General features: G+C 52.7%; 14 protein-coding genes. 5 read left to right on the plus strand and 9 right to left on the minus strand.

All coding sequences use genetic code 11. The annotated features are described in order from the left end of the window. Positions 1-128: 128 nt before the first annotated feature. From glnS to chiQ, 3 genes are all read left to right on the plus strand, one after another. The gene (gene glnS, locus A31E_RS18970) at positions 129-1,793 is read left to right on the plus strand and encodes a glutamine--tRNA ligase (protein WP_001287173.1); all 1,665 of its coding nucleotides are present in this window, start codon (positions 129-131) and stop codon (positions 1,791-1,793) included. 455 nt (positions 1,794-2,248) lie between these two features. Beyond that, on the plus strand, positions 2,249-3,655 hold the full coding sequence (chiP, locus tag A31E_RS18965) for a chitoporin ChiP (protein WP_001258812.1): 1,407 nt from the start codon (positions 2,249-2,251) through the stop codon (positions 3,653-3,655). A gap of 49 nt (positions 3,656-3,704) precedes the next feature. Beyond that, entirely contained in the window at positions 3,705-4,037 is a 333-nt protein-coding gene (gene chiQ / locus A31E_RS18960) for a ChiQ/YbfN family lipoprotein (RefSeq protein WP_001515975.1), read from the plus strand. Between the two features lie 93 nt (positions 4,038-4,130). Here chiQ and fur read toward each other — a convergent pair whose 3' ends face one another. The 5 genes from fur to ybfF all read right to left on the minus strand — a co-directional run bounded on the left by fur (position 4,131) and on the right by ybfF (position 6,785). Continuing rightward, entirely contained in the window at positions 4,131-4,577 is a 447-nt protein-coding gene (gene fur / locus A31E_RS18955) for a ferric iron uptake transcriptional regulator (protein ID WP_000131707.1), read from the minus strand. Continuing rightward, positions 4,570-4,656, minus strand: coding sequence for a fur leader peptide (gene uof / locus A31E_RS0122205; RefSeq protein ID WP_010380762.1), 87 nt, complete (start codon positions 4,654-4,656; stop codon positions 4,570-4,572). Before uof ends, fur begins: the two co-directional genes overlap by 8 nt. Before the next feature lie 209 nt (positions 4,657-4,865). Further along, positions 4,866-5,396 (minus strand): flavodoxin FldA, encoded by a 531-nt coding sequence (fldA, locus tag A31E_RS18950; protein WP_001515976.1) that lies wholly within the window; start codon positions 5,394-5,396, stop codon positions 4,866-4,868. Positions 5,397-5,587: 191 nt separating this feature from the next. After that, complete coding sequence (gene ybfE, locus A31E_RS18945; RefSeq protein ID WP_001300829.1) at positions 5,588-5,881, minus strand: LexA regulated protein; 294 nt, start codon at positions 5,879-5,881, stop codon at positions 5,588-5,590. Between the two features lie 139 nt (positions 5,882-6,020). Continuing rightward, positions 6,021-6,785, minus strand: a complete 765-nt coding sequence (gene ybfF / locus A31E_RS18940; protein ID WP_001515977.1) for an esterase — start codon at positions 6,783-6,785, stop codon at positions 6,021-6,023. Positions 6,786-6,969: 184 nt separating this feature from the next. On the opposite strand from ybfF, the gene seqA reads away from it, so the two are divergent. Together seqA and pgm are read left to right on the plus strand one after the other, a co-directional pair. Then, the gene (gene seqA, locus A31E_RS18935; protein WP_001515978.1) at positions 6,970-7,515 is read left to right on the plus strand and encodes a replication initiation negative regulator SeqA; all 546 of its coding nucleotides are present in this window, start codon (positions 6,970-6,972) and stop codon (positions 7,513-7,515) included. 28 nt (positions 7,516-7,543) lie between these two features. Next, positions 7,544-9,184, plus strand: coding sequence for a phosphoglucomutase (alpha-D-glucose-1,6-bisphosphate-dependent) (gene pgm / locus A31E_RS18930; RefSeq protein WP_010380767.1), 1,641 nt, complete (start codon positions 7,544-7,546; stop codon positions 9,182-9,184). Between the two features lie 164 nt (positions 9,185-9,348). Here pgm and kdpE read toward each other — a convergent pair whose 3' ends face one another. The 4 genes from kdpE to kdpB are packed head-to-tail and all read right to left on the minus strand — an operon-like array spanning position 9,349 to position 15,329. Next, the gene (gene kdpE, locus A31E_RS18925) at positions 9,349-10,026 is read right to left on the minus strand and encodes a two-component system response regulator KdpE (RefSeq protein ID WP_000186070.1); all 678 of its coding nucleotides are present in this window, start codon (positions 10,024-10,026) and stop codon (positions 9,349-9,351) included. Further along, a complete protein-coding gene (gene kdpD, locus A31E_RS18920) occupies positions 10,023-12,707 on the minus strand; it encodes a two-component system sensor histidine kinase KdpD (protein WP_016248468.1) in 2,685 nt (894 codons plus the stop codon). The genes kdpE and kdpD overlap by 4 nt, the downstream gene beginning before the upstream one ends. Next, the gene (gene kdpC / locus A31E_RS18915; protein WP_001515981.1) at positions 12,700-13,272 is read right to left on the minus strand and encodes a K(+)-transporting ATPase subunit C; all 573 of its coding nucleotides are present in this window, start codon (positions 13,270-13,272) and stop codon (positions 12,700-12,702) included. The genes kdpD and kdpC overlap by 8 nt, the downstream gene beginning before the upstream one ends. A gap of 8 nt (positions 13,273-13,280) precedes the next feature. Further along, the gene (gene kdpB / locus A31E_RS18910) at positions 13,281-15,329 is read right to left on the minus strand and encodes a potassium-transporting ATPase subunit KdpB (RefSeq protein ID WP_016248469.1); all 2,049 of its coding nucleotides are present in this window, start codon (positions 15,327-15,329) and stop codon (positions 13,281-13,283) included. Between the last annotated feature and the right edge of the window lie 13 nt (positions 15,330-15,342).

Here is a 15,342-nt window from a genome sequence, read left to right on the forward strand (position 1 = left end):
TTTTTTTCATCAATCATCCCCATAATCTTTGTTAGATTTTTCGATTTTCTCTAACTAACAGTTGTCAGCCTGTCTCGCTTATAAGATCATACGCCGTTATACGTTGTTTACGCTTTGAGGAATCCACGATGAGTGAGGCTGAAGCCCGCCCGACTAACTTTATTCGTCAGATCATCGATGAAGATCTGGCCAGTGGTAAGCACACCACAGTACACACCCGTTTCCCGCCGGAGCCGAATGGCTATCTGCATATTGGCCATGCGAAATCTATCTGCCTGAACTTCGGGATCGCCCAGGACTATAAAGGCCAGTGCAACCTGCGTTTCGACGACACCAACCCGGTAAAAGAAGATATCGAGTACGTCGAGTCGATCAAAAACGACGTTGAGTGGTTAGGTTTTCACTGGTCAGGTAACGTCCGTTACTCCTCCGATTATTTTGATCAACTCCACGCCTATGCTGTTGAACTGATCAATAAAGGCCTGGCATATGTTGATGAACTGACGCCAGAGCAAATCCGCGAATATCGTGGCACTCTGACGCAGCCGGGTAAAAACAGCCCATACCGCGACCGCAGCGTTGAAGAGAACCTGGCGCTGTTCGAGAAGATGCGTACCGGCGGTTTTGAAGAAGGTAAAGCCTGCCTGCGTGCGAAAATCGACATGGCATCGCCGTTTATCGTGATGCGCGATCCGGTGCTGTATCGCATTAAGTTTGCTGAACATCATCAGACCGGCAACAAGTGGTGCATCTACCCGATGTACGACTTCACCCACTGCATCAGCGATGCGTTGGAAGGTATTACCCACTCTCTGTGTACGCTGGAGTTCCAGGACAACCGTCGTCTGTACGACTGGGTTCTGGACAACATCACTATTCCTGTTCATCCGCGCCAGTACGAATTCTCGCGTCTGAATCTGGAATACACCGTGATGTCCAAGCGTAAACTGAACCAGTTGGTGACCGACAAGCACGTAGAAGGCTGGGACGATCCGCGTATGCCGACCATTTCCGGTCTGCGTCGTCGTGGTTATACCGCGGCTTCTATTCGTGAGTTCTGCAAACGCATTGGCGTGACCAAGCAGGACAACACTATTGAGATGGCGTCGCTGGAATCCTGCATCCGTGAAGATCTTAACGAAAACGCCCCTCGCGCAATGGCAGTTATCGATCCAGTAAAACTGGTTATCGAAAACTATCAGGGCGAAGGCGAAATGGTTACCATGCCGAACCATCCGAACAAACCGGAAATGGGTAGCCGCCAGGTGCCGTTTAGTGCTGAGATTTGGATCGATCGCGCCGATTTCCGCGAAGAAGCCAACAAACAGTACAAACGTCTGGTGCTGGGTAAAGAAGTGCGTCTGCGTAATGCTTACGTGATTAAAGCGGAACGGGTGGAGAAAGATGCCGAAGGCAATATCACCACTATCTTCTGTACTTACGATGCTGACACCCTGAGCAAAGATCCGGCTGATGGTCGTAAGGTCAAAGGCGTTATCCACTGGGTAAGTGCGGCACATGCGCTACCGGTTGAAATCCGTCTGTATGACCGTCTGTTCAGCGTGCCGAATCCAGGCGCTGCGGATGATTTCCTGTCGGTGATTAACCCGGAATCGCTGGTGATCAAACAGGGCTTTGCTGAACCGTCGCTGAAAGATGCGGTAGCAGGTAAAGCGTTCCAGTTTGAGCGTGAAGGCTATTTCTGTCTCGACAGTCGCCATTCCACTGCGGAAAAACCAGTATTTAACCGCACCGTTGGGCTGCGTGATACCTGGGCGAAGGTTGGCGAGTAACGTTAAGTTCCACTTTGCCGGATAAGGCGTCCACGCCGCATCCGGCATGAACAAAGTGCACTTCGTCAACAATCCCAAACGCCGCACTCAGCGGCGTTTTTTCTGCTTTTCTTCGCGAATTAATTCCGCTTTGTAATTTATCCATAAAACAAATTTAAAATCACCAGCCATAATTTAATCGAATGCGACTGCCTTCATCCCACTGGAAAGCCGCATATTTTTCTTCTACGCGCTCTCCTGGTACAAATTTAAACCTTGTAACAAAAATCATCAAAATATGTGCGGTTGCTCATGTTCTTACATTCTCGTTACAGAAAGAGATTGATAATTCGCGGCGCGAAAAATAGTCTGTTCCTGTAGTCAGCGAGACTTTTCTCAACGCTACTTTTTTAATTTTTTATTTTTTCGCTGTTCACCCTTGGTGCAGCAATTTATACGTCAAAGAGGATTAACCCATGCGTACGTTTAGTGGTAAACGTAGTACGCTGGCGCTGGCTATCGCCGGTGTTACAGCAATGTCGGGCTTTATGGCAATGCCGGAGGCTCACGCCGAAGGATTTATCGACGATTCAACCTTAACCGGCGGTATCTATTACTGGCAGCGTGAACGTGACCGTAAAGATGTTACCGACGGCGACAAATACAAAACCAACCTTTCTCACTCCACCTGGAACGCCAACCTCGATTTTCAGTCTGGTTATGCCGCGGATATGTTCGGCCTTGATATTGCTGCGTTTACGGCGATTGAAATGGCGGAAAATGGCGACAGTTCACACCCGAACGAAATCGCTTTTTCGAAAAGTAATAAAGCCTATGACGAAGACTGGTCAGGCGATAAAAGCGGTATAAGCCTGTATAAAGCAGCGGCCAAATTTAAATACGGTCCGGCGTGGGCGAGAGCAGGTTATATTCAGCCAACCGGTCAGACGCTGTTAGCGCCGCACTGGAGCTTTATGCCGGGTACTTATCAGGGCGCGGAAGCCGGGGCTAATTTTGATTACGGTGATGCTGGTGCGTTGAGCTTCTCCTACATGTGGACCAACGAATATAAAGCGCCGTGGCATCTGGAAATGGATGAGTTTTATCAGAACGATAAAACCACCAAAGTTGATTACCTGCACTCCCTCGGGGCGAAGTACGATTTCAAAAATAACCTCGTGCTGGAAGCGGCATTTGGTCAGGCTGAAGGGTATATCGATCAGTATTTTGCTAAAGCCAGCTACAAATTTGATATCGCCGGTAGCCCGCTAACTACCAGCTACCAGTTCTACGGTACGCGCGATAAAGTTGACGATCGCAGCGTCAACGATCTTTACGACGGCACCGCCTGGCTACAGGCGTTGACCTTTGGCTACCGGGCGGCTGACGTAGTGGATTTGCGCCTGGAAGGCACCTGGGTGAAAGCTGACGGTCAGCAGGGGTACTTCTTACAGCGTATGACCCCAACCTACGCTTCCTCTAACGGCCGCCTGGATATCTGGTGGGATAACCGTTCTGATTTTAACGCCAACGGCGAAAAAGCGGTCTTCTTCGGCGCGATGTATGATCTGAAAAACTGGAATCTTCCAGGTTTCGCCATCGGCGCTTCTTACGTTTACGCCTGGGATGCCAAACCCGCTACCTGGCAGAGCAACCCGGATGCGTACTACGACAAGAACCGGACTATTGAAGAGTCTGCATACAGCCTGGATGCGGTCTACACCCTTCAGGATGGTCGCGCCAAAGGTACGATGTTCAAGCTGCACTTCACCGAATACGATAACCACTCCGATATCCCGAGCTGGGGCGGCGGTTACGGCAACATCTTCCAGGATGAGCGTGACGTGAAGTTTATGGTTATCGCGCCATTCACTATCTTCTGATGTCCGACGCGGCAGGTTTTTCGCCTGCCGCACGTTTGAGGAATTTGCTATGAAGAAACTGATTCTCATCGCCATGATGGCATCGGGGTTGGTGGCCTGTGCGCAATCAACCGCGCCACAGGAAGATAGTCGTCTGAAAGAGGCGTACAGCGCCTGTATTAATACCGCACAAGGCTCGCCGGAAAAAATTGAAGCCTGCCAGAGCGTGTTAAACGTGCTGAAGAAAGAGAAACAACATCAGCAGTTTGCCGAGCAGGAAAGTGTGCGCGTGCTGGATTATCAGCAGTGTATTCAGGCAACGCAAACCGGTAATGATCAGGCGGTGAAAGCCGATTGTGATAAGGTCTGGCAGGAAATTCGCAGTAATAACGCTACGCAGTAAAAAACAAAAAGCGAGAGCTGTAACTCTCGCTTTTCTTATTTCTCTTTATAAAAAAGCCAACCCGCAGGTTGGCTTTTTCTCGTTCAGGCTGACTTAATTGCCTTCGTGCGCGTGCTCATCTTCGCGGCAATCGCCTTCGGCGCAGTGACCGTAAAGATAGAGACTATGGTTAGTCAGGCGAATGCCGTGTTTTGCGGCAATTTCACGCTGACGCGCTTCGATAGATTCATCACTAAATTCGATAACCTTGCCGCAATCGAGGCAGATCAGGTGATCGTGGTGATGTTGCTGGGTCAGTTCAAATACGGATTTACCGCCTTCAAAATTGTGGCGGGTGACGATACCGGCGTCGTCAAACTGGTTCAGTACGCGATATACGGTAGCCAGACCAATTTCTTCACCCATATCGATCAGACGTTTGTACAAATCTTCCGCACTGACGTGATGGTTGTCCGGCTCCTGAAGAACTTCCAGGATTTTTAAGCGTGGAAGCGTTACTTTCAGGCCAGCTTTCTTTAGGGCGGTATTGTTATCAGTCATGCGGAATCTGTCCTGTTACTAAGCGATTCACTTCATTAAAAGAAGTGACAGAATTTGCTCTTGAGATAATGCGTATCATTATAGAATTGCCATGCCTAAATGAAAACTACAAGTCCCTGACAAATATTGTTAATAAAAACGTGGCTTAGCTTACATTTACATCGGTAAGGCCACTTCAACACTGGAACATTGTACAGGTACAACGGCAAAAGTTACAAATTTGTAGCAATTATTTTGATTGGCATTATCTATTAATACGGCGTAGACATGAGTCTACGCCGCATCACATCAGGCGTTGATAATTTCGTCGAGATGCAGCTCTTCAGAAATTTGTTTCACCCATTTTTCCACGCGTTCGGCGGTTAGTTCCGGCTGACGGTCTTCGTCGATAGCCAGACCGACAAAGTGGTTGTCATCCGCCAGACCTTTTGAGGCTTCGAAATGGTAGCCCGCAGTTGGCCAGTGACCAACGATGGTAGCACCACGCGGTTCGATGATGTCACGGATAGTGCCTAACGCGTCGCAGAAATATTCTGCGTAATCTTCCTGGTCGCCACAGCCAAACAGTGCAACCAGTTTACCATTGAAATCAATCTCTTCGAGAGTCGGGAAGAAGTCGTCCCAGTCACACTGCGCTTCGCCGTAGTACCAGGTTGGGATGCCCAGCAGCAGAATGTCATAAGCTTCCAGATCTTCTTTGCTGCTTTTTGCAATGTCATGGACATCGGCAACGTCTTTACCAAGCTGTTTTTGAATCATTTTTGCGATATTTTCGGTATTACCGGTGTCGCTGCCGAAAAAGATGCCAGTGATAGCCATGAGTGAAATAACCTCTTGAAACTTATTGAAATGGGGGTGGCAAATTGCCCACGGATAAAGGCAATCATAGCAGAACAGGCAGTCTTGCGGAATCAGCAAACTCGCAGGACTGCACACTGTGCTACACGATTTTTTTGTCCAACTTCAAGTTACATGGGCTGTAACCCGAATTATTTGAGTAAAGGATGGGATCAGACGATGCCCTGACTACGCAGCGCCGCGAGTTGTTGCATCAACATCTCTTCGATCAGTTCGCTACGGCTCATATTACGCGACTCTGCCAGCTCGTTCAGCGCCTCGACAGCTTCTGCATTCAGCTTCAGTTCGACACGCTTAAGACCACGTACTTTGTCGCGTTTTAGCTGGTTGCGTTTATTAATACGCAGCTGTTCATCGCGCGAAAGCGGATTGGTTTTCGGTCGTCCCGGTCGACGCTCGTGCGCGAACAGATCTAATGTCGTACGGTCCGTTTGTTCTTTGGCCATGATCTTGGTGACTTCGGGGGAAACAATCAGCCAGGCGTCTGCCCGGATGGATAGCGCGCCATAATACATCAGCGCGATGAGTCACGCCAACGCCCACGCGCGGAAAGCGACGCAGACGCTGGGTTTTTAATCAGTTGCATTAATCATTGAGATAGCGGCGGATGGCGCGCAGCACTGCATCAGGTTTTTCTGCGTGTACCCAGTGACCCGCACCTGCAATCACATGCGCCCGTGCCTGCGGAAATTGCGCCAGTAAATCATCACGATATTGTTCAGTAACATACGGCGAATTACCACCGGGGATAAATAGGGCGGGGTGATCCCACGCCGGGATTTTCTCCCAACCCACAATATGCGGATACTGATCCCACAACACCGGCACGTTAAAACGCCATTCGCCGTCAACGTAGGATTTCAACAGAAACTGAATCACCCCTTCTTCATTCAGATGCTGACGCATCACCGTCGCCGCCTGTTGACGTGTTTGTGCGTCAGATTCGCTGACCGCGTTGATGGCCGCGAAAATCTCATCATGACGGCGCACGTGATAATCGACGGGCGCAATATCGATTGCCACCAGTTTATCGATGCGATCGGGGGCCAGCGCGGTGAGCGCCATTACTGCTTTGCCGCCCATTGAGTGGCCAATAAATGTCGCCTTATCGATCTGCTGCGCATCCAGCGTATCCAGCAGATCCTGCGCCATCGCCGGATAATTCATCACAGGATCGCGCGGTGAAAGTCCGTGGTTACGCATATCCACCTGGATGATATCGTGGTCGCTCACCAGGTCACGTGCCAGCACGCCGAGGTTGTCGAGACTACCAAACAGACCATGAACAAGGACGATGGGAGAATTATTGTGCTGATTTTGTGTAGATTGCGCGCGGATATTCAATTTCATGGCAAAGTTCTTTTTTTCGCGAAGTCGGGTTAGGGTATTATGTTGACCATTGTGCCACAGGGCTGCAACAAATAAGGTTTAATCCGAGTTTTTCTGCAAGCCAGGCTTGACGCTATCCGCTGCCGGGATTTATTCATATACTCCTGGCGACTTGTATTCAGCTAAGACACCGCACTGGATTAAGATGAAAACGATTGAAGTTGATGATGAACTCTACAGCTATATTGCCAGCCACACTAAGCATATCGGCGAGAGCGCATCCGACATTTTACGGCGTATGTTGAAGTTTTCCGCCGCATCACAGCCTGCTGCTCCGGTGACGAAAGAGGTTCGCATTGCGTCGCCTGCTATCGTCGAAGCGAAGCCGATCAAAACGATTAAAGACAAAGTACGCGCAATGCGTGAACTTCTGCTTTCCGATGAATACGCAGAGCAGAAGCGTGCGGTCAACCGCTTTATGCTGCTGTTGTCTACACTATATTCTCTTGACGCCCAGGCGTTTGCCGAAGCAACGGAATCGTTGCACGGTCGCACGCGCGTTTACTTTGCGGCAGATGAACAGACGCTGCTGAAAAATGGTAATCAGACCAAGCCGAAACACGTGCCAGGCACGCCGTATTGGGTGATCACCAACACTAACACTGGCCGTAAATGCAGCATGATTGAACACATCATGCAGTCGATGCAATTCCCGGCGGAATTGATTGAGAAGGTTTGCGGGACAATTTAAAACAACGTTGCAGATAAAGGACAAAGCAATGGCAATCCACAATCGTGCAGGCCAGCCTGCACAACAGAGTGATTTGATTAATGTCGCCCAACTGACGGCGCAATATTATGTACTGAAACCAGAAGCAGGGAATGCGGAGCACGCGGTGAAATTCGGTACTTCCGGTCACCGTGGCAGTGCAGCGCGCCACAGCTTTAACGAGCCGCACATTCTGGCGATCGCTCAAGCGATTGCCGAAGAACGTGCGAAAAACGGCATCACTGGCCCTTGCTATGTGGGTAAAGATACTCACGCCTTGTCCGAACCTGCATTCATTTCCGTGCTGGAAGTGCTGGCAGCAAACGGGGTTGATGTCATTGTGCAGGAAAATAATGGCTTCACTCCGACACCTGCCGTTTCCAATGCCATTCTGGTTCACAACAAAAAAGGTGGCCCGCTGGCAGATGGTATCGTGATTACGCCGTCCCATAACCCGCCGGAAGATGGTGGTATCAAATACAATCCGCCAAATGGTGGCCCGGCTGATACCAACGTCACCAAAGTGGTGGAAGACAGGGCCAACGCACTGCTGGCCGATGGCCTGAAAGATGTGAAGCGTATCTCCCTTGACGAAGCGATGGCATCCGGTCATGTGAAAGAACAAGATCTGGTGCAACCGTTCGTGGAAGGCCTGGCCGATATCGTCGATATGGCGGCGATTCAGAAGGCTGGCCTGACGCTGGGTGTCGATCCGTTGGGTGGTTCCGGTATCGAATACTGGAAGCGCATTGGCGAGTATTACAATCTCAACCTGACCATCGTTAACGATCAGGTCGATCAGACTTTCCGCTTTATGCACCTCGACAAAGACGGCGCGATCCGTATGGACTGCTCCTCTGAGTGTGCGATGGCGGGTCTGCTGGCACTGCGTGATAAGTTCGATCTGGCGTTTGCTAACGATCCGGATTATGACCGTCACGGCATCGTTACTCCGGCAGGTTTGATGAATCCGAACCACTACCTGGCAGTAGCGATCAATTACTTGTTCCAGCATCGTCCGCAGTGGGGCAAAGATGTTGCCGTCGGTAAAACGCTGGTTTCTTCTGCGATGATCGACCGTGTGGTCAATGACCTGGGTCGCAAGCTGGTAGAAGTACCGGTAGGTTTCAAATGGTTTGTGGATGGTCTGTTTGACGGCAGCTTCGGCTTTGGCGGCGAAGAGAGCGCGGGCGCTTCGTTCCTGCGTTTCGACGGTACGCCGTGGTCAACTGATAAAGACGGCATCATTATGTGTCTGCTGGCGGCGGAAATTACTGCCGTCACCGGCAAAAACCCGCAGGAACACTACAACGAGCTGGCAAAACGCTTTGGTGCGCCGAGCTACAACCGTTTGCAGGCAGCAGCAACTTCCGCACAGAAAGCGGCGCTGTCTAAGCTGTCTCCGGAAATGGTGAGCGCCAGCACTCTGGCAGGCGACCCAATCACCGCGCGTCTGACCGCTGCGCCGGGCAACGGTGCTTCTATCGGTGGTTTGAAAGTGATGACCGACAACGGCTGGTTCGCCGCGCGTCCGTCAGGCACGGAAGACGCATACAAGATCTACTGCGAAAGCTTCCTTGGCGAAGCACATCGTAAGCAGATCGAGAAAGAGGCGGTTGAGATTGTTAGCGAAGTTCTGAAAAACGCGTAATCATATAAAGTAAGAAAAAAGGGCGGTCGGAAGATCGCCCTTTTTTACTTATGACCGCCTGATACGCTACGCTTATCAGGCCTACGAGAATGGTGCAATATATTGAATTTTCACTATTTTGTAGGCCGGATAAGGCGTTTTCGCCGCATCAGACAAATAACACCCTAAAGCATAAACCGATACCCAATACCGGTTTCAGTAATAAAATGGCGAGGTCGGGCCGGGTCTTGTTCCAGTTTTTGTCGCAGATGCCCCATATAAATCCGCAAATAGTGACTGTGTTCGACCGCATTTGGCCCCCATACCTGGTTGAGTAACTGGCGCTGGGTAAGCACTTTCCCGGCGTTGTTGAGCAACACAGCCAGCAGGCGGAACTCTATCGGCGTCAAATGCACTTCTTCCTCGCCGCGATGGATCACGCGGGCGGCCAAATCAACGGTCACATCGGAAAATGTCACCACCGGATCGGGCGCGGCGGTGGCGGAGTGGCGGCGTAACGCGACGCGTAGACGAGCCTGCAATTCACCAATGCCAAACGGTTTACTCAGGTAATCATCAGCTCCGGCATCCAGCGCGGCGATTTTGTCGCTCTCTTCGCTACGTGCGGAAAGCACAATTACCGGCACCGCGCTCCACTGGCGCAGGTCGCGGATAAACTCAATTCCATCGCCATCGGGCAGGCCGAGATCGAGAATAATCAAATCCGGCTTACGGGTTGCCGCCTCCAGCAGCCCACGTTGCAGTGTTTCGGCCTCAAAGACGCGCATACCGTCGCCCTCCAGCGCTGTGCGCAGAAAGCGACGAATAGCCTGTTCATCTTCAACAATCAGAACGTTTGTCACATATCCTCATGAAATTCTTCAAGTTCAGGAGCGGTTTGCTGAGGAAGTGTAACACGAAAACAAGCGCCACCTTCCGGTCGGTTGAATGCGATGATCGTACCACCGTGTATTTCTACAATCGCCCGACAAATTGCCAACCCAAGCCCGACGCCCGGCACTGCTGACTCTTTATTCCCGCGGGCAAATTTATCAAAAATCGTCCGTTCCTGACCTTGTGGAATACCGGAGCCGTTATCCCAGACATCCAGTTGTAGTTGCTCTCCCTCGACATGGGCATCAATACCAATTTCAGCCTGCGTTCCCGCGTACTTCACCGCATTCTCCAGCAGATTAATCAGCACCCGCTCAAACAGTGGCCCGTCGACGTGGATCAAGGTCAGCGGTTCAGGCAGAGAGAGGTTGATGAGTGACGATAAACCTGGCTCCAGCATTTGCAGCGCACTGCCGACGACTTCTTCCAGCGTTAACCACTCTTTCTTCAAATTAAAGCCGCCGGACTGAATTCGCGCCATATCCAGCAAGTTATTTACCAGTCGGGTCGTGTTCAGCACATGCTGGCGAATTTCGTTGGCCTGGCGAGCGTGCGGAGAACCTTCGCTTGCCAGATCAAGCGTTAAGATTTCTGCCTGACCAAACAGCACCGTAAGCGGGGTGCGTAAATCGTGAGACAGCGCCGCCAGCAGCGCGTTGCGGATCTGTTCACGCTCGCTGGCCATCCGCGCCTGTTCTTCGCTGGCGGTCAGCATCAGGCGCTCAAGAGCATTGGCCACTAACAGCGTAAACGTTTCCAGCAGGCGCTGTTGTTCCGGGATCATCAACTGGCGCAAATTTCCCGGTTCCACCACCACCAGTCCGTAGGTTTTCTCGCCGCTTTTTAACGGCAAAATCTGGTACGGCACGCCGGGTAAAGTGTCGGTGCCCGCACCCGCAGGCAGACCTTTATCAAAGCTCCAGCGGGCGATAGCATCGTCCCACGGCGTCATCCCCTGCGGATGTGTTAGCGGCAGTAATATACCGTTGTCATCAGGTAACAACACCTGACTGCGGGCATGAAAAGTAGAAGCAATAAACTGCTCGCTGGTGGCGGCGATATCCTGGGGACTGCGGCCTACCGCCAGCGTTTTTGACATCTCATATAAGTGTCGCGTGCGTTGCTCGCGGTAACGGGCTACCCGCGCCTGGTAACGCACGCCAGCGGTAAGGTTCCCGATCACCAGCCCGACGGTTAACATCACCGTGAAGGTCAGCAGATACTGCACATCAGAGACGGCGAGCGTGCCGCGTGGGGCGATAAAAAAGAGATCGAAACTCACCACGTTAATGACGGTGGCAACCACCGAAGGCCAGCGACCATAAAAAAGTGCCACCACCACCACGCCCAACAGATACAGCATCACCAGGTTAGCGGCATCGAAGGCCATCAGCCACTGCATGGCAATTAAAGTGATAACGGCGCATAACGCGGCGGCAACCACGCAGCCCTGAATTTGCACCCGCCATTTGTCTTTAAAAGAGCGGCTATCCGGCGCGTTATTAATTGTGCGCGCAGGTGGTTCATCAAGCGCGACCAGTACCTGATCGAGGTCGGGGGCGATGCGCGCCAGTCGGTCGGCAAAGGTTTCCCGACGCCACCAGCGGCGCGAGGCCGGGCGACCGAGAATTATCTTGCCGAGATTATGCTCCCGGGCATAACGCACTACGGCTTTTTCTTCTGCCGGATCAGAAAGTGTTGCTGTCTCTGCGCCTAACTCCTGCGCCAGACGCAGGGCGCTGAGAATGGCTCGACGTTTTTTCTCCGGTAAGCGGTGCAGGGCAGGGGTTTCAACATATACAGCGTGCCAGACGCTCCCCAGCCTTGACGCCAGCCGCGCCGCCGCCCGAACCAGTTTTTCGCTGCCCGTATTATGCCCAATACATAAAAGGATCGCGTCGCGCGTGTGCCAGACTTTCTCTTCGCCAGGACTCCCCCGCCAGGCGCGCATTTGCTCATCTACGCGATCGGCAGTACGGCGCAGCGCCAGTTCGCGCAGGGCAATCAAATTGCCTTTGCGGAAAAAATGTTCAATGGCGCGCTCAGCCTGCCCGGCAATATAGACTTTGCCTTCTTTCAGTCGCTGGCGCAGATCGTCCGGAGGCAGGTCCACCAGCACCACGTCGTCGGCGGCATCGAAAAAAGGATCGGGCACGGTTTCCCGTACCTGAATTCCGGTGACGCCACTGACCACATCGTTCAGACTTTCCAGATGCTGAACGTTGACGGTAGTGAAAACATCAATGCCTGCTTCCAGTAGCTCTTCGATATCCTGCCAGCGTTTAGGATGACGGGAACCTGGCGCATTACTGTGCGCCAGTTCATCCATTAATATCAGCGCCGGACGGCGGGCGAGGGCGGCATCGAGATCAAACTCGCTGATATGCCGCCCACGGTACGCCTGGCGTTTCAGTGGCAGAACAGCCAGACCTTCCAGCATTGCGGCGGTATCTTTCCGCCCGTGGGTTTCTACCACGCCAACCACAATATCCAGCCCTTGCGCCCGCAGTCGCTGGGCTTCCGCCAGCATCGCCCAGGTTTTCCCGACGCCCGCACAGGCACCGAAGAAAACTTTTAGCTTTCCGCGATGTGGCGCGGCAGTTTGTTCCAGCAGACGGTCGGGGTCGGGACGTAAGGGTTCGTTATTCATCAAGCTTATCCAGCGCCAGATTGAGTTCGACAATGTTGACGACCGGCTGGCCGATATATTTCACCAGCGGTTGTTGGCTGTATTTTGCGACCAGTTGTGTGAGCTGTTCAACGCTGAGATTACGCGCTTTCGCCACCCGTGGGATCTGCCAGGTCGCCGCTTGCGGGGTAATGTTATTGTCCAGCCCGCTTGCCGAAGCCGTGACCAGTTCAACCGGAACGCTCGCGCTGGCATCCGGGTTAGCGGCTCGTAAAGCAGCAACGCGTGCAGCTATTTGTTTATTCAGCGCCGGATTACTGACCGCCAGATTGCTCCCGCCAGAAGCCTGTGGATTATAGGGCATTTCTGCCGTTGCCGACGGGCGGCCATGAAAATAGCCGTTATCGGTAAAATTCTGCCCGATTAATGCCGAACCGCGCACTGTATCACCTTCACGGATCAACGAACCGTTGGCCTGCCAGGGAAACCACCATTGCCCAAGCAGGGTGGTTAGCAGCGGGTAAACGCCGCCAGTAATCAATAACAGAAAGAGAAAAGTTGAGAATGCCGGACGTAATCCACGCATGGTAAACCTCACACCAGACCGCAAACGGTCAGCAGTAAATCAATGACTTTGATACCGATAAACGGCACCAGCAGCCCACCCATACCGTAAATCCATAAGTTACGGCGCAACATGGCAGAAGCGGTAAGCGGTTTATAACTCACGCCTTTTAATGCCAGGGGAATCAAAAAGACGATAATCAAGGCATTGAAAATAACTGCACTGAGAATGGCGGAGTCGGGCGAATGCAGGCGCATGATGTTCAGCGCATTCAACTGCGGATACGTTGCCGCGAACGCCGCCGGAATAATGGCGAAGTATTTCGCCACATCGTTGGCAATGCTGAAGGTCGTAAGCGAACCACGGGTCATCAGCATCTGTTTGCCAATATGCACCACCTCGATCAACTTGGTCGGATTGGAGTCGAGATCCACCATATTGCCCGCTTCTTTCGCCGCCTGAGTGCCGGAGTTCATCGCCACCGCGACGTCGGCTTGCGCCAGCGCTGGGGCATCGTTGGTGCCGTCGCCAGTCATTGCCACCAAACGGCCTTCCGCCTGGTACTGACGAATCAACGCCAGCTTGGCCTCTGGTGTCGCTTCGGCAAGGAAATCGTCGACGCCCGCTTCCGCTGCAATGGCGGCGGCGGTCAGACGGTTATCGCCGGTAATCATCACCGTTTTAATGCCCATTTGGCGCAGTTGGGCGAAACGCTCTTTAATGCCACCTTTGATGATATCTTTCAGCGCAATAACGCCCAGCACGCGAGAACCTTCCACCACTACCAGCGGCGTGGCACCCTGACGCGCAACCTGATCGACTTTTTGGTCGACATCGGCAGGGAAGTGGCTACCGTTAGCCTCGACATGACGGCGAATGGCATCGACAGAACCTTTACGGATCATGCGGTTATCAATGTTGATCCCACTCATCCGGCTTTGCGCAGTAAAGGGTACAAAGGTGGCATGGAGCGACTGCACATCGCGCTCGCGCAGGTTAAAACGCTGCTTGGCGAGGATCACAATACTGCGGCCTTCCGGCGTTTCATCGGCCAGCGAAGCCAGTTGTGCTGCGTCGGCCAGCGTTTTTTCCTCCACGCCCTGCGCGGGGATAAACTCTGATGCCTGGCGGTTACCGAGGGTGATGGTGCCGGTTTTATCCAGCAGCAGGACGTCCACGTCGCCCGCAGCTTCAACTGCACGTCCGCTGGTGGCGATCACATTCGCGCCCAGCATCCGGCTCATCCCGGCGACGCCGATAGCTGACAGCAAGCCGCCGATAGTTGTTGGGATCAGACAGACCAGCAGCGCTACCAGTACCGTCACGCTGACTGCGTTACCGCCCCAGGCGGTAAATGGCCATAGCGTTGCGGTTGCCAGTAAAAAGACGATGGTCAGGGCAATCAGGAGAATGGTCAGGGCAATCTCGTTCGGCGTTTTGCGTCGTTGTGCGCCTTCCACCATCGCGATCATCCGATCCAGAAACGTCTCGCCGGGGTTAACGCTGCACTCAATTACCAGCCAGTCAGAAAGAATACGCGTGCCGCCAGTGACGGAGGCAAAATCGCCGCCGGACTCACGGATCACCGGTGCCGATTCCCCGGTGATGGCGCTCTCATCGACCGATGCGCCACCTTCAATAACTTCACCATCGCAAGGGATAATATCGCCCGCTTCTACCAGCACGATGTCGCCTTTACGCAGTTGATCGGCCGGAACTTTGTCTACCACAGCACCATATTTCGGCTCGCGCAGCTTGCGAGCAAAGGCGGTTTTTTTCACCCCTTTCAGACTGTTGGCCTGCGCTTTACTGCGGCCTTCCGCCAGCGCCTCTGCGAAATTGGCGAACAGCACGGTGACCCAAAGCCAGCCACTAATTGCCGCGCTAAATAGCGCATTGCCGGGCATCGCACCGCTCACCATCGCGATACTAATAAAGGTGGTCAGCAGACTGCCGATCCAGACGATAAACATCACCGGATTGCGCCATTGCGCCTGCGGACTTAATTTTTTCACCGCTTCTTTCAGCGCCTGGGCGACAAGTGTTGGTTCGAATAGCGCCAGTTGTTTACGACTCATATTCAGTGCTCAC

The organism is Escherichia sp. KTE159, assembly GCF_000408805.1.
Taxonomy (GTDB): Bacteria; Pseudomonadota; Gammaproteobacteria; order Enterobacterales; family Enterobacteriaceae; genus Escherichia; species Escherichia marmotae.

Excerpts from the sequence above, each read along its gene's own strand:
- chiQ (WP_001515975.1), top strand. The coding sequence starts at position 3,705 with ATGAAGAAACTGATTCTCATCGCCATGATGGCATCGGGGTTGGTGGCC.
- kdpC (WP_001515981.1), bottom strand. The coding sequence starts at position 13,272 with ATGCGTGGATTACGTCCGGCATTCTCAACTTTTCTCTTTCTGTTATTG.
- ybfE (WP_001300829.1), bottom strand. The coding sequence starts at position 5,881 with ATGGCCAAAGAACAAACGGACCGTACGACATTAGATCTGTTCGCGCAC.
- ybfF (WP_001515977.1), bottom strand. The coding sequence starts at position 6,785 with ATGAAATTGAATATCCGCGCGCAATCTACACAAAATCAGCACAATAAT.
- pgm (WP_010380767.1), top strand. The coding sequence starts at position 7,544 with ATGGCAATCCACAATCGTGCAGGCCAGCCTGCACAACAGAGTGATTTG.
- kdpD (WP_016248468.1), bottom strand. The coding sequence starts at position 12,707 with ATGAATAACGAACCCTTACGTCCCGACCCCGACCGTCTGCTGGAACAA.
- glnS (WP_001287173.1), top strand. The coding sequence starts at position 129 with ATGAGTGAGGCTGAAGCCCGCCCGACTAACTTTATTCGTCAGATCATC.
- uof (WP_010380762.1), bottom strand. The coding sequence starts at position 4,656 with ATGATACGCATTATCTCAAGAGCAAATTCTGTCACTTCTTTTAATGAA.
- kdpB (WP_016248469.1), bottom strand. The coding sequence starts at position 15,329 with ATGAGTCGTAAACAACTGGCGCTATTCGAACCAACACTTGTCGCCCAG.
- fldA (WP_001515976.1), bottom strand. The coding sequence starts at position 5,396 with ATGGCTATCACTGGCATCTTTTTCGGCAGCGACACCGGTAATACCGAA.
- chiP (WP_001258812.1), top strand. The coding sequence starts at position 2,249 with ATGCGTACGTTTAGTGGTAAACGTAGTACGCTGGCGCTGGCTATCGCC.
- fur (WP_000131707.1), bottom strand. The coding sequence starts at position 4,577 with ATGACTGATAACAATACCGCCCTAAAGAAAGCTGGCCTGAAAGTAACG.
- seqA (WP_001515978.1), top strand. The coding sequence starts at position 6,970 with ATGAAAACGATTGAAGTTGATGATGAACTCTACAGCTATATTGCCAGC.